Genomic DNA, 19020 nt, shown 5'->3' with positions numbered 1-19020 from the left:
CACCGCAACCGTGAATGGGATCGCAAGGGGGATTCCGATGAAGTTCTTCAACGTGCTCGCCGGGGTGGCGCTGGTGTTCGTGGCGATTTTCGCCGCACCCGGCGCGGCGTCGGCCGGACCGGCCGACGTGCGGACTCCGAACTCGCCGATCTACAGCCTGTACGACAGCCGCTGCCTGGACGTCGACGTGGCCACGCCGACGCACAACGGCACCAAGGTGCAGTTGTGGGACTGCAACGGCCGGGACAACCAGAAGTGGACCTACCTGGCCGACCACACCATCCGCAGCACCCATGACGGCCGCTGCCTGGACGCCGATGTCGCCACGCCGACGCACAACGGCACCAAGGTGCAGGTCTGGGACTGCAACGGCCGGAGCAACCAGAAGTGGACGATCTACGACGACGGCAGGATCCTCAGCCACTACGACGCCCGCTGCCTGGACCTGGACGTGGCCACGCCGACGCACAGCGGCAGCAAGGTGCAGATGTGGGAGTGCAACGGCTGGACGAACCAGGGCTGGCGCCACTAGTAACAGCCACCGGGCCGTGCGCCGGAACCCCGCCGGGTTCCGGCGCACGGCCGCGTCGGGAAGGCCCTGGATTGCCAGGACACCGGCTCCTGTGGTGGCGGGGTTCAGTCGTTGGTGGACGCCCCCGGTCCGGTCACGGCGTACCGGGCGGCGATGGTGCGCACGGCCTCGTCGACCACCTGGGCGGCGCGTTCGGCGCTCACCTCCCAGCCCGGCACCAGGAGTGTCGGCCAGAAGACGTAGTTGGAGATCATGCCCAGGAACTGGGTGGCCGCGAGGTCCACGTCCTCGACCCGCACCGTTCCCGCCTCCTGCTCGGCCAGGAGGTAGCCGCGCACGGACTCGAAGTAGGGCATCTTCCCGTGCGCGAACTGCGCGTGGGCCAGCTCGGGGAACCGCGGCAGCTCGGCGATGACGATCCGGAACAGGTCGGTCATCTGGGCGCGGCGCAACAGCTCGGCGTAACGGCGGCCGATGGTGCCGAGCCCTTCGACGAGGTTGCCCGGCCGCGGCGGGTCCTCCTCGCCCTCGGTCGACCACGACTCGGTCACGATGGCGTCGAACAGGGCGGCTTTGCTCGGGAACTGCTTGAACAAGGTGGCCCGCGAAACGCCCGAGCGCTCCGCGATCCGCGCCAGCGACGTCCGGTCGTAGCCCAACTCGAGGAACAGCTCGGTCGCGGCCGTCACGATCAGCGCGCGCTTCTCCCTGGCGATGCGCTGGTGGTACGTCGTCACGCCCCTGCTCATGGCGGTGAGCATACGAGGTGAGTGGCTTGACTCACCACTGTCGCCGACCTAGTGTCGAAAGCATGGTGAGTCAATCGACTCACCACTGACCGCCGTTCACCACTGGTGATCCCGGTCGGTGATCCACGTATTGAAGGAACTTCTGATGCCCCGCTTCGACAACCAGACCGTGCTCGTGACCGGTGGGACCGGTGGCCAGGGAACGAGCCACGTGCGCGCCTTCCACGCGGAGGGGGCCAACGTGGTGATCGGCGACATCGACGCCGAACGCGGCGCCGCTCTCGCCGACGAGCTCGGGCCCCGCGCCCGCTTCACCCACCTCGACGTCATCGACGAGAGCTCGTGGTCCGCCGCTGTGCTGGCCACCGAGAGCGCCTTCGGGGCCCTGAACGTGCTCGTCAACAACGCGGGCGTGCAGAACCCGCCCGCGACGATCGAGGACACGGACCAGGCCACGTGGTCGCGCGTCCTCGACATCAACCTCACCGGGACCTTCCTCGGCATCAAGGCCGCCGTCCCCGCCCTGCGCCGCGCGGCAGGGGGAGTCATCGTCAACATCGCCTCGACGATGGCCCTGGGCGGCACGGCTCACTACGCGCCGTACGTCGCCAGCAAGTGGGCCGTGCGAGGTCTCACCCGGACGGCAGCGCTCGAACTCGGCCGCGACCACATCCGCGTGAACGCCATCCACCCCGGTGTGATCGCGACTCCCTTCATCCACGAACCGGCGGCAGGCGCCACCGCGGCGATCGCCGACTTCTACTCACCCGAGCCGTTCGCCATCCCCCGACTGGGAGAGCCGACCGACGTCACCCGGCTTCTGCTGTTCCTCACGTCGTCAGAGGCGTCGTTCATCACGGGGTCGGAGTACGTCATCGACGGTGGACTCCTCCTCGGCCCCGCCCTCCGGACCGAGGCCGCATGAGCACTCCAGGCACGACCGGGTGGAACGCCCCGGCACGGGACACGTCCTTGTCCCACCTGCCCGACCACATCCGGCGAGCCGTCGAGATCACCCCCGCCGCAGGCACCAGGGAACGGATCATCGACATCACGACGCTGGGGCGCCGCACCGGCAGGCCGCACCGCATCGAGATCTTCTTCTACCGAGCGGCGGGCGCCACCTACCTGTGCAGCGGCGCGGGCGGTGCCGCGACCGACTGGCACGCGAACCTCCTCGCCAATCCCGACTTCACCTTCCACCTCAAGAACGGGGTTCGCGCGGATCTGCCCGCACGGGCCACGCCGGTCACCGACCCGGCCGAACGCCAGGCCGTGCTGGCGGAGATCGTCGCGGATCTCAACCAGCCCCACGACCCCGGCACCATTCGGCCGACTCGGCTCGAAGACTGGGCCGACAGCAGGCTGATGCGCATCAGCTTCTGCGGGAAGGCGTCGCCGGAGCGGTAGGCCGAACGGCCGCCGCGCGGCTTGAAGGTCGGGTTAAGCGCTCGTTTCGCCGACGCGGACCGCGTGTTTCGCGTGGTAGACCTCGGAGATGCACCTGACGCCGCACGAGCGCGACAAGCTCCTGGTCCACGTGGCCGCCGACGTCGCGCGCAGGCGGCTGGAGCGCGGGGTGGCGCTCAACTACCCCGAAGCGGTCGCGCTGATCACCGACCACGTCCTGGAGGGCGCGCGGGACGGCCGCTCGGTCGGCGAGCTGATGGAGAGCGGCAGGCACGTGCTCACCCGCGCCCACGTGCTCGCGGGGGTGCCGGAGATGATCGAGTCCGTGCAGGTCGAGGCGACCTTCCCGGACGGCACGAAGCTGGTGACCGTGCACGACCCGATCGCCTGAGGAGGCGCCCGTGCGGCCGGAGGGGATCATTCCGGGCCAGATCATTCCAGGGGAGATCATCCCTGGGGAGATCATCCCCGGTCGGGAGCCGGTGGAGCTCAACCCCGGCAGGCCGCGCACCGCGCTGGTCGTGGTCAACCGGGGCGACCGGCCGGTGCAGGTCGGCTCGCACTACCACTTCGCCGCGGCCAACCCCGCGCTGGCGTTCGACCGCGAGGCCGCGTGGGGCAAGCGGCTGGACGTGCCCGCGGGCACCGCCGTGCGGTTCGAGCCGGGCGTGGAGCGCGAGGTGGTGCTGGTGCCGCTGGCGGGCAACCGGGTGGTGCCGGGCCTGCGGCCGGAGTGGGCGGGGGAGCTGGACCGGTGACCGAGTCCAACCCGGCGATCAGCCGCGAGCGCTACGCCGAGCTGCTCGGCCCCACGGTCGGCGACCGCATCCGCCTGGCCGACACCGACCTGACCATCGAGGTCACCGAGGACCGCTGCCGCGGCGCGGGCGCGGGCGACGAGGTGGTCTTCGGCGGCGGCAAGGTGGTGCGCGAGTCGATGGGCCAGGGCCGGGCCACCCGCGCCGAGGGCGCGCCGGACCTGGTCATCACCGGCGCGGTCGTGCTGGACCACTGGGGCGTGGTCAAGGCCGACGTGGGCGTGCGCGACGGGCGCGTGGTGGCCGTCGGCAAGGCGGGCAACCCTGACGTGATGGACGGCGTGGACCCGGCGCTGGTCATCGGCCCCACCACGGAGATCGTCTCGGGCAACGGCAAGATCCTCACCGCGGGCGGCATCGACTGCCACGTGCACTTCATCTGCCCGCAGATCGTGGACACCGCGCTGGCTTCCGGCCTGACCACGCTCATCGGCGGCGGCACCGGCCCGGCCGAGGGCACCAAGGCCACCACGGTCACGCCGGGCGCGTGGAACCTGGGCCGGATGCTGGCCGCGATGGACCACATGCCGGTCAACGTGCTGCTGCTGGGCAAGGGCAACACCACCCGCGAGGAAGCGCTGTGGGAGCAGCTGCGCGGCGGCGCGGGCGGGTTCAAGCTGCACGAGGACTGGGGCAGCACGCCCGCCGCGATCGACACGGCGCTGCGCGTGGCCGACGAGTCCGGCGTGCAGGTGGCCATCCACACCGACACGTTGAACGAGGCCGGTTTCCTGGAGTCCACAGTGGACGCCATCGCGGGCCGCTCGATCAACGCCTACCACTCCGAGGGCGCGGGCGGCGGGCACGCGCCGGACATCATCCAGGTGGTGTCCGAGCCCAACGTGCTGCCCTCGTCGACCAACCCGACCCGCCCGCACACCGTCAACACCCTCGAAGAGCACCTGGACATGCTGATGGTGTGCCACCACCTCAACCCGTCGGTGCCCGAGGACCTGGCCTTCGCGGAGAGCCGCATCCGGCCGACCACCATCGCCGCCGAGGACGTGCTGCACGACCTGGGCGCGATCTCCATGATCAGCTCGGACGCGCAGGCGATGGGCCGGGTGGGCGAGGTGGTCATCCGCACCTGGCAGACCGCGCACGTCATGCACCGCAGGCGCGGCGAGCTGCCCGGCAACCTGCGCGCCCGCCGGTACGTGGCCAAGTACACGATCAACCCGGCCATCGCGCACGGCATCGACCACGAGGTCGGCTCGGTGGAGGTGGGCAAGCTGGCCGACCTGGTGCTGTGGGAGCCGAAGTTCTTCGGCGTGCGACCGTCGGTCGTGCTCAAGGGCGGCTTCATCGCGTGGGCGGCGATGGGGGACGCCAACGCCTCCATCCCCACGCCGCAACCGGTGCTCGCGCGGCCGATGTTCGGCGCGCACGCGGCGGCCCGCACCAGCGTGCACTTCGTCTCGCGGCAGGCGGTCGACGCCGACCTGGCCGACCTGCTGCGTCTGTCCCGCCCGCTGGTGCCGGTGCGCGACACCCGCGCGGTGGGCAAGGCGGACATGGTGCTCAACGACGCCATGCCGCGGGTGCGGGTGGACCCGGACAGCTTCGCCGTGCGCGTCGACGGCGAGCTGGTCGAGCCGCAACCGGTCGAGGAACTGCCCATGGCCCAGCGCTACTTCCTGTTCTGACGGGCGCTGTTGTGATGGACGCTGTTCCGATGGACGCCGCTCCGATGGACGCCACCGCGCTGCTGCTGGCCGACTCCCGCTTCCCCGGCGGCGGCCACGCGCACTCCGGCGGGCTGGAGGAGGCCGCCGCCAGGGGGCTGGTCACCGACGAGCCGAGCCTGGCGTCGTTCCTGCTGGGCAGGCTGCGCACGGCGGGCGCGCTGGCGGCGGCCTTCGCCGCGGCGGCCACCGGGGGCGGCGACCTCGGGGCGCTGGACGCCGAGTTCGACGCCCGCACCCCCTCGCCCGCGCAGCGGGCGGCCTCCCGCGCGCAGGGCGGCGGCGTCGCCCGCGCCGCGCGCAGGGCCTGGCCGTCCGCGCGGCTGGACGCGCTGCTGGCCGCGCAACCCCGGCCGCACCACCCGGTGATCGTGGGCCTGCTCGTGCGCGACCCCCGCGACGCCGCGCGGGTCGTGGCCTACCTGGCGGTGACGGGTCCGGCGAGCGCGGCGGTCCGCCTGCTCGGCCTGGACCCGCTCGGCGTCAACGCGGTCCTGGCGCGCCTGGCGGGCGAGGTCGACGCGGTGGCGGCGGACGCGGCGCGGCACGCCCGGACCGCCCCCGAGGACCTGCCCGCGCCCGGATCACCGGCCCTCGACCTGCTGGCCGAGGCCCACGACCGCCACCACAGGGAAGAGGTGCGTCTCTTTGCCAGCTGACCACGTGCACCCGGTGAACTTCGACCCCACCGACACGGGCCACGACCCGCACGACCACGACCACGACCACCAAGGCGGCCACCGGCGCCGCGCGGTGCGCATCGGCATCGGCGGCCCGGTCGGCAGCGGCAAGACCGCGCTGACCGCCGCGCTGTGCCGCGCGCTCGGCGACGAGATCGACCTCGCGGTGGTGACCAACGACATCTACACCACCGAGGACGCCGACTTCCTGCGCAAGGCGGGCGTGCTGGCCCCCGAGCGGGTCGAGGCGGTGCGGACCGGGTGCTGCCCGCACACCGCGATCCGCGACGACATCACCGCCAACCTGGACGCGGTGGAGCTGCTGGAGCACCGCTTCCCCGGCCTGGAGCTGGTCATCGTGGAGAGCGGCGGGGACAACCTGACCGCGGTGTTCAGCCGCGGCCTGGTGGACCGGCAGGTCTTCGTGGTCGACGTGGCGGGCGGGGACAAGGTGCCCCGCAAGGGCGGCCCCGGCGTGACCACCGCCGACCTGCTGGTGATCAACAAGACCGACCTCGCGCCGCTGGTGGGCGCCGACCTCGGCGTCATGGCGGCCGATGCCCACCGGGTGCGCGGCGGGCTCCCGGTGGTCGCCCAGTCACTGGTGGCCACCCCGGACGCCCCCGAGGTGGCCGCGTGGGTGCGGGCTCAGCTGCGCACGCTGGCCACGGTCAGGTGAGCGCCGACCCGGCTCGCGTCGCCCGCGCAGCCCAGCTGCTGGTCCATGTCGAGGTACAGCGGCTCGGTCTCGTCCGGCGGGTAGACCCGCACGCCCCACACCGGCGTCGGCTGGCACACGTCCGGGTCGAAGTTGCGCACCTGCGCGAAACCCACGTCCGAGGCGGCGGTCTCGCCGTGCCGCAGGGTGAGCTGCGGACCCCGGTCACCCACCCGTTCGGCGGCGCCGCCGATCTGGGCGCCGTCGCCGTCCACGTAGGACACGCCGGGGAAGCCGCGCAGCACGCACGGCCGCACCCCCCGGTTGGTCAGCAGCACTTCCCGGTAGACCGTGCCCGCCGCGCCCTCCTCCCTCCCGAAGGAGACGTCCAGCCCGACCGACCGGCACGTGGCCGCCCCCGCCGCCCCCGCCGCCGCGTCCACCACCGCGTCCGCTCCGGTCGCGCCGCCGACCAGCAGCGCCGCGGTCACCGCGGTGACCGAGCCGATCCCCGTCAAACCCATCATCGCCCTCTCCCCCTGCCGTGCGGGGCGGGAAGTCCGCCCGCGCAGTGGACGTGTCGCCGTCCACAAGGGTTGCGCTGGTGAGGGCCCGCGCCCGCCTGGTCGTGGAACGCGACCCGAACGGCCGTACGTCGGTCCGAGAAATGCGGTCGGCGGTCCCCCTGAAGTTGGTACCGCACCGGGGGCGGTTGCGCCGGGCGGACCACGCCTTGGTGCACCTGGTCAGTGCCACGACCGCCCCGCTGGGCGGGGACGACCTGGCGCTGACCGTGCGCGTGGGCCCCGGAGCGCACCTGGTGCTGCGCGGCGTGGCGGCGACCGTGGCGCTGCCCGGCCACCGGCCCGGCGGCAGCCGCGCCCTGGTGCGGGTGGAGGTGGCCGAGGGCGGCAGCCTGCAGTACCTGCCCGAGCCCACGGTGGTGACCGCGCGAGCGCGGCACGAAGCGGTGTTCGAGGCCGAGTTGGCCGGGGACGCGCGGCTGCGGGCGCGCGAGGTGCTGGTCCTGGGGCGGGTGGGGGAGCGGCCGGGTCACCTGGTCAGCACGCTGTCGGTGCGGCGCGGCGGGCCGCTGCTGCGCCAGTCGGTGTCGGTGGGAGCGCCCGAAGTGGACAGCAGCCCGGCCTGCCTGGCCGGGCGGCGGGTGCTCGGCGCGGAAGTCCTGTGCTGGGGCCACGACCCGGCGGAGCCGGTGTCGCGGCCGTGGTGGTCGCTGGTCCCGCTGGCGCGCGGCGGCAGCCTGGCCACCGCGCTGGCCGACGACGCGGTCACCGTCGGCCACGCCTTGGACCAGGCAAGACAACACCATCCCGGATCGGGTGAGTTCTGATTCGATCTCGATCACGATTCCGTGCACAGAGTCACACCACCGACCAGCCATCTCACCGCGCGAGCGGTTCCCCCCGAGCGTGGAAACCCGTACGGTCGCTGGACCACGTGGTGCCACAAGTGCCAACTCCAGGGAGGTCGGGATGTCGGAGTCGACGAGCATCGCGCTGCCGTCCATGCGCGTGTCCTACGAACAGGGGGCGCTGACCGAGGCCGACCTGGCGGGCACGTGGCACGAGCAGCTGCAGCTGTGGCTGGACCAGGCCACGGGCGCGGGTCTGCCGGAGCCCAACGCGATGGTGCTGGCCACCGCCGACCCGCAGGGCCGCCCGTCCTCGCGGACCGTGCTGGCCAAGGGCCTGGACGAGCGCGGCCTGGTGTTCTTCACCAACTACACCTCGGCCAAGAGCCACGACCTGATGGCCACCCGCTACGCCTCGGCCACGTTCCCGTGGTTCGCCATGCAGCGGCAGGCGCACGTGCGCGGCACCGTGGAGAAGGTCGGCCCCGCCGAGACGGCCGCCTACTGGGCCAGCCGCCCGCGCGGCTCGCAGCTGGGCGCGTGGGCCTCGCCGCAGTCGCGCGTGGTGTCCGGGCGGTCCACTTTGGAGAGCGCGCTGCACAAGATCGAGCGGCAGTTCGCCGACGCCGACCAGGTACCCGTGCCGCCGCACTGGGGCGGCTGGCGCATCCGGCCCGAGGAGGTCGAGTTCTGGCAGGGGCGGCGCGACCGGATGCACGACCGGTTGCGCTTCACCCTCGGCCGCGACGGCTGGGAGGTCAAGCGCATCGCGCCGTGAGCCTCGCGAGTCTGTCGTCCGGAAGGCCCCGCCTCGGCGGGGCCTTCCGCCGTCTCACCCCCGGACCGCGGCGGCCACCTCGTCGTAGATCCGCGCCACGTCGCCTTCGCCGCCGGCCCGCACCCACGTCTCCACCGCGACGTCCAGGCAGACCAGCGCGCAGAGCACGAGGGCCTCGGCGCGCGGGTCCGGCTGCGGACCGGGCGGCGCGCCCAGGCGCCGCTGGACCTCGGGCGCCAGCAGCGCCACCCACTGCCGCTGCTTCTCCACCATGCGGGCGCGCAGCGACGGCGTCTCCAGCATCTTCGACATCTTGGCCAGCGATTCGGGAGCGTTGCGCGGGTCGTCCCGCTGCGCGAGGAAGGCGGCGCGCAGGGCCTGCCAGGGCGGCTCGTCGGCGGGCCGGGACTCCAGGGCCTCCTTGAGCACGTGGCCCCGCTCCACCAGCCCGTCCAGGACGATGTCCTCCTTGGTGTCGAAGTAGCGGAACAGCGTCCGGCGGGAGATGCCGGCCTCGGCGGCGACCTGGTCCATCGTCGTGGCGTCGAAGCCCTGGTCGAGGAACAGCCGCTCGGCCACCGAGCCGATCTCGGCCCGCATCATCCGCCGGGTCCGCTCCCGCAGTCCGGGCCTGCTCGCGTCCATGGCCCCAGCTTAAGCACCCGCCGTTGTGGCACTCAGTGTCAGAAGTGGCCTATAGTGCACGCATGACACCTGTTGACTACCGCGGTCAGACCACCCTCGTGACCGGCGCCAGCGCGGGCATCGGCGTCGCGTTCGCGCGCGAGCTGGCCCGGCGCGGCTCGCACCTCGTGCTCGTGGCCCGCCGCGCGGACCGCCTCGAAGCGCTGGCCGCCGAGCTGACCGCCGCGCACGGCGTCCGGGTCACCGCGCTGCCGCTGGACCTGAGCCGCCCGGCGGCCGGGCGCGCGCTCGCCGAGCAGGTCGACCACCGCGGCCTGGAGGTCACCAGCCTGATCAACAACGCGGGCTTCGGCACCCACGGCCCCTTCCACCGGGAGGACCCGCGGCGGCTGACCGAGGAGATCAACGTCAACGTCGCCAACCTGGTCGACACCAGCCGGGCGTTCATCGAACGGCTGCGCGACGCGGGCACCGGCGTGCTGGTCAACGTCGCCAGCATCGGCGCCTACCAGCCCGCGCCCAACATGGCCGTCTACGCGGCGACCAAGGCGTTCGTGCTCAGCTTCACCGAGGCGCTGTGGTACGAGTCCCTGGGCACCGGGCTGCGCGTGCTGACGCTCTCACCCGGCGCGACCAGCACCGAGTTCTTCGACGTCCTCGGCTCGCAGGAGGTGGACCGCGGCCAGGGGCGGCAGACCCCGCAGCAGGTCGTGGCCACCGCCATGAAGGCGCTGGACCGCCGCAACCCGCCGCCCAGCGCGGTCTCCGGCAGGCTCAACGCCCTGCTGTCGCACTCCGCCCGCTTCTTCTCCCGCCGCCGCGCCGTGACGATGATGGGCGCCATCACCGCGCGGGCGAACTGACCGGTCGCCGAGCGCCGGGTCTGCCCGGAGGCGGCCTCGACCCCGGCGTGTCATGGCCGCTCCAGCACCACCCCGCCGCACCGCACGGCCTGCCGCGCCACCGTGTTGGCCAGCACCTCCACCTCCGGCAGGTGCGGGCCGGGCACGATGGCGCAGGCGTAGGAGGCGTCGCGCGGGCCGGGGCCGTGGTCGAACCCGATGGTGAACACGTCGGCCTCCAGCAGCCGGGGCGAACCGGTGCCGCCGATGTCCCGCCAGCTGCCGGTGCGCTGCTCCACGCCGGAGAAGTGCCCCGGCGACAGCGGCAGGTAGACGATCCCGCCGTGGTCGGCCAACCGCTGGTCGATGGTGGTCACCACGGGGTTGCGGGCGTCCGGCGCGGTGATGCCCGCGCCCAGCGCGACCACCACGTCGTCGAAGCAGAACCACGCCTTCCAGCCCTCGGTGAACCCGTCCACGCCCGCCAGGCGCAGCGCCGCCACGCCGTGCCTGCCGTCGCTCCAGCCCGTGGCCTCGCCCGCGCCGCGCGCCCCGGCGGGGCGGGGGGTCAGGCTCCGGCCCAGCTCCGCGGTCACGCCGGGCAGCCGCGCCCAGTCCCACACCGGCAGCACCGCCCGGTAGCCGTCCTCGGCCTGGTCGCCGACGCGGACCGCGGCCACCCCGTCGGCCAGGTGCCTGCCGCGCGGGTTCCCGCCGCTCGCGCCGCCGGAGGTCGCGGTGTCGGAGGTCGCGGTGCGCGGCGACGACATGCGCACCGACACCGACCAGCCGGGGCGGCGGTGCACCAGGTAGCCCGAGCGCGGGTAGTAGCGGGTGCCCACCAGCGGCGCCCCGCGCCCGGCCAACCGGTCGTCGAACGCCACCAGCTCGCCGTGCCGGGGCGCGTCGGCCTCCAGCAGCCGCAGCACAGTGGTGCGCAGGTCCGCGGTGGCGCGGTGGGCCTCGGCGCGGCCCACGTCGTCACCCATCACGGTGAAGTCGAAGCCGCCGCCGTGCACCGCCCACTGCTGCCCGTCGAGCAGGAAGTCGACCAGCCGCCGCACCTCGCGCGGGCCGAACGCCCACGGCGTGCCGTGCACCGCGTGCACCCACAGGGCCAGCTCGCAGGCCAGCGCGTGGCCGTGGCCGCCTGCGTGCGGCACGGGGCCGTGCCGGTGGAAGCTCATGTCGTCCTGGATGCCCTCGCCGCCGGTGCGGCGCAGCGCTTCGGACATCCGGTCCACGGCCCGCGCGACCAGCTCGGGGGCGTCCTCGACCAGGCCGCGCCGCAGCACCACGCCCTGGGCCCGGACCAGGTCCAGCCCGGTCGGCTCGACCGGGCCCGCGCTGGCGGCCAGCCAGCGGCCCCAGGTGGCGCGCTGCTCGGGGGTCAGGTCCAGGTCCAGCAGGGCGTCGCCGACCAGCCGGGGCGCGCCGATCTCGTTGAACCACCGGTTGTGGCTGCGCGGGGCCAGTCGCCGCCACGCCTCCAGCGCGCGCAGCCGGTCCGGGGCGGGCAGGCCCAGCGCGCGGCGCAGGTGCTCCAGCGGTCGGAACAGCCCGCCGTCGCGGTCGGCGTAGTCGATGTCCGGCCAGGTGCCGTCGGGGCCCGGCGGTCGGCTCGGCGGGTGGTGGGCGCGCAGGCGCTCGCGGACGACGTCGAGGTCGCGCATGGTGATCAGTGTGCTGGTGACCTGCGTGACGTTCAGGTGAAGTAGATGTTAGTTGTCGTACGCTAACGGGTTGTGAGGCGTCTGCTGGGCAAGGTCGCGATCGACACCCGCCCCCTGAGGATCCCGGCCTACCGGCGGCTGTGGCTGTCCACCGTGGTCACCGCGATCGGCAGCCAGCTCACCGCCGTCGCCGTGCCCAAGCAGGTCTACGACCTCACCGGCTCCTCCGGCTGGGTGGGCGTGTCCGCGGGCGTGGCGCTGGTGCCGCTGCTGGTCTTCGGCCTCTACGGCGGCGCGGTCGCGGACGTGGTGGACCGCCGCAAGCTGCTGCTGGTGACCAACACCGGCATCGCGGTCACCTCGGTGCTGCTGTGGCTGCAGGCCGCCTTCCCGGTGCGCTCGGTGTGGCTGGTGATCGTCCTGCTCGGCCTGCAACAGGTGTTCTTCGCCGCCAACTCCCCCGCCCGCACCGCCTCCATCGCCCGACTGGTGCCCGCCGAGCAGCTGCCCGCCGCCACCGCGCTGGGCTCCACGGTGATGATGTTCGGCGGCGTGTTCGGCCCGATGCTGGCGGGCGCGCTGATGCCGGTGGTCGGCCTGCCCACGCTCTACCTGGTCGACGCGGTCGCGCTGACCGCGACCATCTGGTCGGTGTGGCGGCTGCCGCCGCTGCCCCCGCTCAACGCGCCCTCCCGGCGGGCGGGCCTGAAGGACGTGCTCGACGGCTTCCGCTACCTGGCCCTGCAACGGGTCCTGCTGGCCTCGTTCCTGCTCGACATCATCGCGATGGTCTTCGGGATGCCGCGCGCGCTGTTCCCGGAGATGGCCGAGAAGACCTTCGGCGACCCGCCGGGCGGCGGCCTGGCGCTGGGCTGGCTGTTCGCCGCCATCCCGCTGGGCGCGCTGCTGTGCGGGTTGGTGTCCGGGTGGACCTCGCGGGTGGCGCGGCACGGCGTGGGCGTGGTGCTGGCCGTCGTCGCCTGGGGCGTGGCGGTGATCGGGTTCGGGTTCTCGCACGCCCTGTGGCTCGCGGTGGTCTTCCTGGCCGTCGGCGGCGCGGCGGACATGATCAGCATGGTGTTCCGCAGCGCGATCCTGCAGACCGCAGCCAGCGACGACATGCGCGGCCGGATGCAGGGCGTGTTCATCGTCGTCGTCGCGGGCGGCCCGCGCCTGGCGGACCTGCTGCACGGCACCACCGGCGCGCTCGTCGGACCCGGAGTAGCCACCGCCGTGGGCGGCGCGCTGGTCGTGCTGGCCACCGGTCTGGCCGTGCTGGCCATCCCGGCGATCTGGCGCTACCGGTTCACGCCCGAGCGCGTGGCGAGCTGACCCCGGCTCACCCGTTCACCACGTCCACCCGGATCGAGTCGTTGTCCCTGAGCGTGGTGATGGTCAGCTTGCGCCGCCCCGGCTCACGGCCCACGATCACCACCCACCGGTCGCCCGCGTAGGCGAACAGCCGCAGCCCGGTGTACCGGTAGGACACCTTCCCGTCCGGGTCCACCAGGCGGGTCTCGGCGACCAGCGGCGCGGGCAGGTCCAGCTTCGCGGCGCTGTGCACGACCAGGGCGGGCCTGCTGGCCGGGTGGCGGTCGACGTGCGCGGCCAGCGCCAGCCCGCTGCGCGTCGCGTGCACCGTGGTCGCCCAGAACACCGCGAACGCGACCACCGCCCCCACCACCGCGCGGCAGGCGAACGCCCGCCGGTCCCGGTGCAGCAGGGGACCGCCGAGCACCGCGGCGGCGGCCAGCGCGAGCGCCCCGAGCAGCGGCTCGAAGCGGCCCGCCAGCGCCGCGCCCGCGCACACCGCCAGGCCCAGCGCCAGCACGGCGCGCAGCGCGGGGACCAGGGGGCCGGGCGGGGTGAACCGCGCCGCCCAGCGGTTGACCAGCAGCAGGAGCACCAGGCCGCACAGCAGGAAGGCCAGCGGCCGGAACACCACCCCGACCCCGCGCAGCAGGTAGTCCTGCACGCTGAACTTCAGCGCCGCCTGGTCCAGGCCGAAGTAGCCGTAGATGGCGGTCTGCCGGTTCCAGCCGAAGTACAGCACCACCGAGGTGAGCGCGGTGAGCGGCGCGGCGACCAGCCCCACCAGTTCCAGCGCGGTGCGCGCGTGGTCCGGTTCACTCCGGGGTGTAGGGGCCGCCGGGGATATCACCCGTCGGCGTGGTGGTTTCCGGAGCAGAATTCGTGTTTGTCGGGGCATCGGGGGTCGACGTGAATTCCTGTTCCTGCGCCGAGGACGGGACTTCCCGCGTCGGCGCCGCCGGGGCCGGTTCCCGCGCTGGTTCGGGCGCGGATTCCGGCGCGGGAGCGTGCTGGCCGGTCCGCTGGTCGGTCCGCGCAGGCGCGACCGGCGGGAGCACGCCCCCGGTCCGCACCGCCGGTGGTGTGTGCGACGTGCTGACCGGCGGTTTCGCCGTGGTGCCCGGAGTGGACGGGGCCTGCGCGGAAGTGGGGTATTCCCGAACGCCGGGGATGGTCTCGCCGTGCGGTTCCTCCGCCCGGTCGCAACCGGCAAGGACACCGTGCAACGCGAGTCCGCCGATCAACAGGAATGATCGAATCTTCGCCATCCGCGCTTCCGGTCGGTAGTCGGGATTTCCCCCAGACTAACCACGCCCCGCTCGCCCGCGTGGGACATCCGGTTCACCAGATCGGTGCATTCTTCCGCCCCGCCCGCGCCTGCAAGTACTACCCGACCCCCGCCAAAGGGCCGGTAACTACTACCCGGCTCAAGGCGCGCCGGGTAGTAGTTACCGGCCCCCGCGAACCGCACGGGTAGTACTTGCAGGCGTCAGGGGGTGTGCAGGAAGCGGCGCCAGGCGGACTCGGGGAACTCCAGGGTGGGGGCGGGGTTCTTGGAGTCGCGGGCCAGCACCCGCCGCCCGCCGAACGCCACCTCCACGCAGTTGGCGGTGCTGTTGCTGTGAGAACTCTTGCGCCACGCGACCTCGACGCAGTTCGCGCTGCTCGCGCTGTGGGAACTCTTGCGCCACAGGGTCATGCCCCCATGGTTTCACGCGAACTGCCGGAGCAACTCCGCTGTTTCCCCTGGCTCGTGCGCCAACTTGCGCAGTTCCGACCAGACCGCCTCGTAGACCTCGATCTGCTCCGGCTCGTCGAGGAAGAGGCTTGCGATCTTGTTCTCCAGCAGCACGAGGCTCGGCTCCTCGTCGTACTCCAGAATCACGAACGCGCCGTTCAACCCGGCGTGCAGTCCGGCCCCGGAGGGGAGCACCCGAACTGTCACGTTGGGCCGTTCGGACATGTCGGCGATGTGGCGGAGCTGTCGAGCGTGGGCCCCCGGCTCGCCGAAGGGGCGTTCGAAGACGCCTTGTTCGACGATCGCTTCGAGCTTGAGCGGGTTGCTCCGGGTGAGCAGGCCTTGGCGGCCCATCCTGCTTGAGACCAAGGCGTCGATCCGCTCCTCGGTGAGGTCGTGGCCGGTCGCGTGGATGATTGCCCTCGCGTATTCGGGCGTCTGGAGAAGACCAGGGATCATCAACGGCTCGTAGAAGAGCAGGGAGCCTGCCTCGTCCTCGAAGTCGGCCCAGGTCTGCCAGTCCTCGGGCAGGTTGGAGTTGTGCATTCGCAGCAGGTTGCGCTGTTCGGCGTTGCGCGCCAGGTCGAGCAGTTCCACCCGCTGCGCGCGGTCGACTTCGTAGAAGTCCAGCAGCTTTTCGAGGTCGTCGAGGTAGATGCCGATTTCGGAGGTCTCGATGCGGCTTATCTTGCTGCCGGACATGCCCACCGCCTCACCGGCGGCATCGGTGCTGAGACCGGTGGCGGTGCGCAATCTGCGGAGGACGTGGGCGAGTCGGCGAGATCGGACCGAACGTCCGGAACGGCGTGCCATGGCGGCAACAGTATGGTCGCCGCAAACAAAACAGCCAGTCCGTTCACACTAAGGTGTAATTGCTGGCCGGTATGCAGCGCTGCACGCTGTGCCCATGAACGATGAACCGATCATCAGGACCAAGAGGCCCAAGCGGGAGTGGCTGCTGCGCTGCGAGGGAGAGGAGGACGAGGTGTTCTCCGTGAACGTCTCGCGCGGCGCGGTGGAGATCCACCCGCCCGAGCACCTCGACTGCGTCCACTTGGAGAAGTCGCAGATCGCCGAGTTCCGGGCGGTCCTGGACGAGGCGATCGAGCGCGCCGAGACCGATCTGCGGGCCGCCGTGGAGTCGTAACCTCAAGCTTTGCCCAAACACCCCCGATCCGCTGTCCACGACCCCTTGTGATCCGGCACACTCCCACGGCATGGCGGAAGCGACTGGCGCACCGGCGCAGCCGGAACTGAAACGGGCCATCGGTCCGAAGCTGCTGCTGTTCTTCGTGGTCGGTGACATCCTCGGCACCGGCGTGTACGCCCTCACCGGCAACGTCGCGGGCAAGGTCGGCGGGGCGCTGTGGCTGCCGTTCCTGATCGCGTTCGCGGTCGCGTTCCTGACCGCGTTCAGCTACCTCGAACTCGTCGGCAAGTACCCCAGGGCGGCGGGCGCGGCGCTCTACACCAACCGGGCGTTCAAGATCCAGTTCCTGACGTTCATGGTGGCGTTCGCGGTGATGAGCTCGGGCATCACCTCGGCCTCGTCCGCCGCGCTGGCGTTCGGGCGCACCTACCTGCAGTCGGTGGTCAAGGAGTTCTTCTCCGACACGTTCACCATCTCCGCCACGCTGGTGGCGGTGCTGTTCATCATCGGGCTGGGCGCGGTCAACTTCCGCGGCGTGTCCGAGTCGGTCAAGGCCAACGTGGTGCTGACCTGCATCGAGCTGTCCGGCCTGGTGATCGTCATCGCGATCGGCGTGTACGCGGTGGCGGTCGGCGACGGCGACCCCGGCAGGCTCACCCAGGTCGACCCGGCGCCGGGGCAGTCCGCGCTGGTGGCCGTCACCTCGGCCACCGCGCTGGCGTTCTTCGCCATGGTCGGCTTCGAGGACTCGGTGAACATGGCCGAGGAGTGCCGCGACCCGGTGAAGATCTTCCCGCGCGCGATGCTGTGGGGGATGGTGGTGGCGGCCACCATCTACGTGCTGGTCGCCATCACCTCCTCGCTGCTGATCCCGGCCGACCGGCTGGCCAAGGCGGGCAGCAGCGCGCTGCTGGAAGTGGTCAAGGTCGGCGCGCCGTCCTTCCCGCTGTGGGTGTTCTCGCTGATCGGCCTGTTCGCGGTGATCAACTCGGCGCTGATCAACATGCTGATGGCCAGCAGGCTGGTCTACGGCATGGCCAACGAGCGCATCATCCCGAGGGCCTTCGGCGTGGTGCACCCGTTCCGCCGCACGCCGTGGATCTCCATCATCTTCACCAGCGGTGTGGCGATCATCCTGGTGATGACCACCGACATCGCGAAGCTGGGCGGCACCACCGCGCTGCTGCTGCTGATCGTGTTCACCATCGTCAACATCGCGGTCCTGGTGCTGCGCAAGGAGAAGGCCGACCACGAGCACTTCCGCGCGCCGACCTGGGTGCCGGTGCTCGGCGCGCTGTCCTGCGCCTACCTGGCCAGCCCGCTGTCGGGCAGGCCCGCCGACGACTACAAGATCGCGCTCTACCTGCTGGGCGCCGGTGTGGTGCTGTGGGGCATCAACCGGGTGGTGCACGGCAAGACCGAGTTCGACGCGCAGAAGCTGGCCAAGTAGGTCACCGCGTCCGGTGGAGCTGGTGCCTGGCCAGCTCCACCGGGTCGTGGGCGCTGAAGACGTCCACCTCGGACCGGTGGTCGCGGACCAGTTCCCGCAGTCGCTCCAAATTGGACAGTCGCAGATCGCGCACCGTCTCCATGCCCTTCTCCAGCAAGGCCAAGCCGGGCGGGCAGCTCGGCCGCTCCTCCAGCTGGCCGTGGAAGAAGTAGCTGTCGCCCGCGTGCAGCAACCACTTCCCGCCGGTGCGCACCGCGACGCCGGTGTGCCCTCGGGTGTGCCCGATGAGGGGCACCAGCAGCACGTCCGGGCGGAACTCGCGCACCCCGTCGAAGCCGAACCACCGCTCGCCGGTCGGCTCGTACGGCCGCCACTTCGGGCCGTGCGCCCGCTGGCCCAGCGGGTAGCGCGCCTTCGAAGCCGGTTCGAGGAGGCCGTCCAGCTCCTCCCGCAGCACGTGCACCTCCGCGTGCGGGAAGTCGCGCAGGCCGCCCGCGTGGTCGAGGTCCATGTGCGTCAGGACGACGTGCCGCACGTCCTCGGCGCGGAACCCGAGCCGCTCCACCTGCCGCAGGGCGGTTTCCGACTCGTCCAGCGAAGGGCGGGCCACCGCCCGCCAGTACCAGGGCAGCGTCGGCGACGGGTCGCGGATGTCCTCCAGGCCGATGCCGGTGTCGACCAGCACGAGCCCGTCGTCGGTCTCCAGCAGCAGGCAGTGGCAGACCAGCTCGGCCGTGGCGAACGCGGAGCCGCGCCCGCTGACCAGCCTGCCGCCGAACGGTCGCATGGTGCCGCAGTTGAGGTGGTGCGCCTTCATGGCGTCGCCTTTCCGAGCAGGGCGCCGAGCCGGGCGGCCACGGCGTCGACGGGGGACAGGTCGCGGCGCGTGCGGGCCAGCAGCAGCGCGCCTTCGATGGCGGCGAGGACCACGGTGGCCAGCTCGTCCGCGTCGGGGAACCGGGTGCGCAGGTGCTCGGCGATGGCGGACCGCCAGCCGTCGTAGACGCCCGCGCACGCGCGGCGGATCGTCTCGCTCTGGGCGGCGGCGTCGAGCGCGACCGTGGCCACCGGGCAGCCGTCGCGGAAGTCCGAGGCCACCAGACCCTCGCTGAGCAGCCACAGCGCCGAGCGCAGCGCCTCGACCGGGTCCTCCTGCCGCGCCAGCACCTCCCTGAGCGCGTCGCCCAGCTCCTGGCCCGCGTGCGCCACCGCCTCGGCGGCCAGCTGCTCCTTGCCGCCGGGGAAGTGGAAGTACAGCGAGCCCTTGGGGGCGCCGCCCTCGGCGAGCACCTGGTTCAGGCCGGTCGCGTGGTAGCCCTGCGACCGGAACAGGGCGGCGGCGGTGCGCACCACCCGATCGCGAGTGTCGTTACGGCGAGCCACGAGATCACTATACAGACTGGTCTACTGAGCAAGTGGGGGCCGTAGGCTGCTGACCCATGCTGGAGATCGCCCGCGGCGCCGCGCGCGCCGTCATCACGCCCGATGGCGCCGGATTGAAGTCCTACGAAGTGGCCGGAGTGCCCTAC

23 protein-coding genes and 1 pseudogene are annotated in these 19020 nt (G+C 72.3%); 15 read left to right on the top strand and 9 right to left on the bottom strand.

Translation table 11 applies throughout. The features are described from left to right. The first annotated feature begins 37 nt into the window (after positions 1-37). Positions 38-532, top strand: coding sequence for an RICIN domain-containing protein (locus tag IEZ00_RS00815; RefSeq protein ID WP_189221081.1), 495 nt, complete (start codon positions 38-40; stop codon positions 530-532). A 104-nt stretch (positions 533-636) separates the two neighbouring features. Here IEZ00_RS00815 and IEZ00_RS00810 read toward each other — a convergent pair whose 3' ends face one another. Next, positions 637-1281, bottom strand: a complete 645-nt coding sequence (locus tag IEZ00_RS00810; RefSeq protein WP_189221080.1) for a TetR/AcrR family transcriptional regulator — start codon at positions 1279-1281, stop codon at positions 637-639. Positions 1282-1426: 145 nt separating this feature from the next. On the opposite strand from IEZ00_RS00810, the gene IEZ00_RS00805 reads away from it, so the two are divergent. From IEZ00_RS00805 to ureG, 7 genes are all read left to right on the top strand, one after another. After that, the gene (locus tag IEZ00_RS00805; RefSeq protein WP_189221079.1) at positions 1427-2206 is read left to right on the top strand and encodes a glucose 1-dehydrogenase; all 780 of its coding nucleotides are present in this window, start codon (positions 1427-1429) and stop codon (positions 2204-2206) included. Beyond that, positions 2203-2691, top strand: coding sequence for a nitroreductase/quinone reductase family protein (locus IEZ00_RS00800; RefSeq protein WP_189221078.1), 489 nt, complete (start codon positions 2203-2205; stop codon positions 2689-2691). Before IEZ00_RS00805 ends, IEZ00_RS00800 begins: the two co-directional genes overlap by 4 nt. Positions 2692-2779: 88 nt before the next feature. After that, positions 2780-3082, top strand: coding sequence for an urease subunit gamma (locus IEZ00_RS00795; protein ID WP_189221077.1), 303 nt, complete (start codon positions 2780-2782; stop codon positions 3080-3082). 55 nt (positions 3083-3137) lie between these two features. Further along, on the top strand, positions 3138-3449 hold the full coding sequence (locus IEZ00_RS00790) for an urease subunit beta (protein WP_189221708.1): 312 nt from the start codon (positions 3138-3140) through the stop codon (positions 3447-3449). Continuing rightward, positions 3446-5155 (top strand): urease subunit alpha, encoded by a 1710-nt coding sequence (locus IEZ00_RS00785; RefSeq protein ID WP_189221076.1) that lies wholly within the window; start codon positions 3446-3448, stop codon positions 5153-5155. The genes IEZ00_RS00790 and IEZ00_RS00785 overlap by 4 nt, the downstream gene beginning before the upstream one ends. 44 nt (positions 5156-5199) lie before the next feature. Continuing rightward, positions 5200-5853 carry an urease accessory protein UreF gene (locus IEZ00_RS00780; protein ID WP_189221707.1) on the top strand — a complete coding sequence of 218 codons (654 nt, stop codon included), beginning with the start codon at positions 5200-5202 and terminating at the stop codon, positions 5851-5853. A gap of 4 nt (positions 5854-5857) precedes the next feature. Continuing rightward, on the top strand, positions 5858-6553 hold the full coding sequence (ureG, locus tag IEZ00_RS00775) for an urease accessory protein UreG (protein WP_189221706.1): 696 nt from the start codon (positions 5858-5860) through the stop codon (positions 6551-6553). Here ureG and IEZ00_RS00770 read toward each other — a convergent pair. Further along, entirely contained in the window at positions 6523-7059 is a 537-nt protein-coding gene (locus IEZ00_RS00770) for a DUF4232 domain-containing protein (RefSeq protein ID WP_189221075.1), read from the bottom strand. The two genes, ureG and IEZ00_RS00770, sit on opposite strands and share 31 nt — an antisense overlap. A 77-nt stretch (positions 7060-7136) precedes the next feature. Here IEZ00_RS00770 and IEZ00_RS00765 point away from each other — a divergent pair, with 77 nt between their 5' ends. Together IEZ00_RS00765 and pdxH are read left to right on the top strand one after the other, a co-directional pair. Next, positions 7137-7883, top strand: coding sequence for an urease accessory protein UreD (locus tag IEZ00_RS00765; protein WP_189221074.1), 747 nt, complete (start codon positions 7137-7139; stop codon positions 7881-7883). Positions 7884-8025: 142 nt separating this feature from the next. Then, positions 8026-8682, top strand: coding sequence for a pyridoxamine 5'-phosphate oxidase (gene pdxH, locus IEZ00_RS00760; protein WP_189221073.1), 657 nt, complete (start codon positions 8026-8028; stop codon positions 8680-8682). A 54-nt stretch (positions 8683-8736) separates the two neighbouring features. On the opposite strand, the gene IEZ00_RS00755 is transcribed toward pdxH, so the two are convergent. Then, positions 8737-9327 carry a TetR family transcriptional regulator gene (locus IEZ00_RS00755; RefSeq protein WP_189221072.1) on the bottom strand — a complete coding sequence of 197 codons (591 nt, stop codon included), beginning with the start codon at positions 9325-9327 and terminating at the stop codon, positions 8737-8739. 62 nt (positions 9328-9389) lie between these two features. Here IEZ00_RS00755 and IEZ00_RS00750 point away from each other — a divergent pair, with 62 nt between their 5' ends. Beyond that, the gene (locus IEZ00_RS00750; protein WP_189221071.1) at positions 9390-10190 is read left to right on the top strand and encodes an SDR family NAD(P)-dependent oxidoreductase; all 801 of its coding nucleotides are present in this window, start codon (positions 9390-9392) and stop codon (positions 10188-10190) included. 50 nt (positions 10191-10240) lie between these two features. Here IEZ00_RS00750 and IEZ00_RS00745 read toward each other — a convergent pair whose 3' ends face one another. Next, entirely contained in the window at positions 10241-11842 is a 1602-nt protein-coding gene (locus tag IEZ00_RS00745; protein ID WP_189221070.1) for a polysaccharide lyase family 8 super-sandwich domain-containing protein, read from the bottom strand. Between the two features lie 72 nt (positions 11843-11914). Between IEZ00_RS00745 and IEZ00_RS00740 the strand changes: the two genes are divergently transcribed. Next, positions 11915-13174, top strand: coding sequence for an MFS transporter (locus IEZ00_RS00740; protein WP_189221069.1), 1260 nt, complete (start codon positions 11915-11917; stop codon positions 13172-13174). A 7-nt stretch (positions 13175-13181) separates the two neighbouring features. On the opposite strand, the gene IEZ00_RS00735 is transcribed toward IEZ00_RS00740, so the two are convergent. The 3 genes from IEZ00_RS00735 to IEZ00_RS00725 all read right to left on the bottom strand — a co-directional run bounded on the left by IEZ00_RS00735 (position 13182) and on the right by IEZ00_RS00725 (position 15704). Continuing rightward, a complete protein-coding gene (locus IEZ00_RS00735) occupies positions 13182-13937 on the bottom strand; it encodes a hypothetical protein (protein WP_189221068.1) in 756 nt (251 codons plus the stop codon). A 705-nt stretch (positions 13938-14642) separates the two neighbouring features. Further along, on the bottom strand, positions 14643-14852 hold the full coding sequence (locus tag IEZ00_RS00730; protein WP_189221067.1) for a DUF397 domain-containing protein: 210 nt from the start codon (positions 14850-14852) through the stop codon (positions 14643-14645). A gap of 12 nt (positions 14853-14864) precedes the next feature. Next, a complete protein-coding gene (locus tag IEZ00_RS00725) occupies positions 14865-15704 on the bottom strand; it encodes a helix-turn-helix domain-containing protein (protein WP_268248641.1) in 840 nt (279 codons plus the stop codon). Positions 15705-15798: 94 nt separating this feature from the next. On the opposite strand from IEZ00_RS00725, the gene IEZ00_RS00720 reads away from it, so the two are divergent. Together IEZ00_RS00720 and IEZ00_RS00715 are read left to right on the top strand one after the other, a co-directional pair. Then, positions 15799-16038: a hypothetical protein gene (locus IEZ00_RS00720; RefSeq protein WP_189221065.1), complete on the top strand. Its 240-nt coding sequence runs from the start codon at positions 15799-15801 to the stop codon at positions 16036-16038. Positions 16039-16108: 70 nt separating this feature from the next. Further along, positions 16109-17491 (top strand): APC family permease, encoded by a 1383-nt coding sequence (locus IEZ00_RS00715; protein WP_189221064.1) that lies wholly within the window; start codon positions 16109-16111, stop codon positions 17489-17491. Position 17492: 1 nt separating this feature from the next. On the opposite strand, the gene IEZ00_RS00710 is transcribed toward IEZ00_RS00715, so the two are convergent. Together IEZ00_RS00710 and IEZ00_RS00705 are read right to left on the bottom strand one after the other, a co-directional pair. Next, entirely contained in the window at positions 17493-18308 is an 816-nt protein-coding gene (locus IEZ00_RS00710; RefSeq protein ID WP_189221063.1) for an MBL fold metallo-hydrolase, read from the bottom strand. Further along, complete coding sequence (locus IEZ00_RS00705) at positions 18305-18874, bottom strand: TetR/AcrR family transcriptional regulator (RefSeq protein ID WP_189221062.1); 570 nt, start codon at positions 18872-18874, stop codon at positions 18305-18307. Before IEZ00_RS00705 ends, IEZ00_RS00710 begins: the two co-directional genes overlap by 4 nt. A gap of 56 nt (positions 18875-18930) precedes the next feature. Between IEZ00_RS00705 and IEZ00_RS36075 the strand changes: the two are divergent. Next, positions 18931-19020 (top strand): annotated as a pseudogene (locus tag IEZ00_RS36075) (aldose epimerase); the annotation flags it as partial.

It is taken from the genome of Saccharothrix coeruleofusca, from assembly GCF_014648515.1.
Classification (GTDB): domain Bacteria; phylum Actinomycetota; class Actinomycetes; order Mycobacteriales; family Pseudonocardiaceae; genus Actinosynnema; species Actinosynnema coeruleofuscum.
Note: the sequence above shows the minus strand (reverse complement) of the source record. Positions and strands in the feature narration are given on the sequence as shown.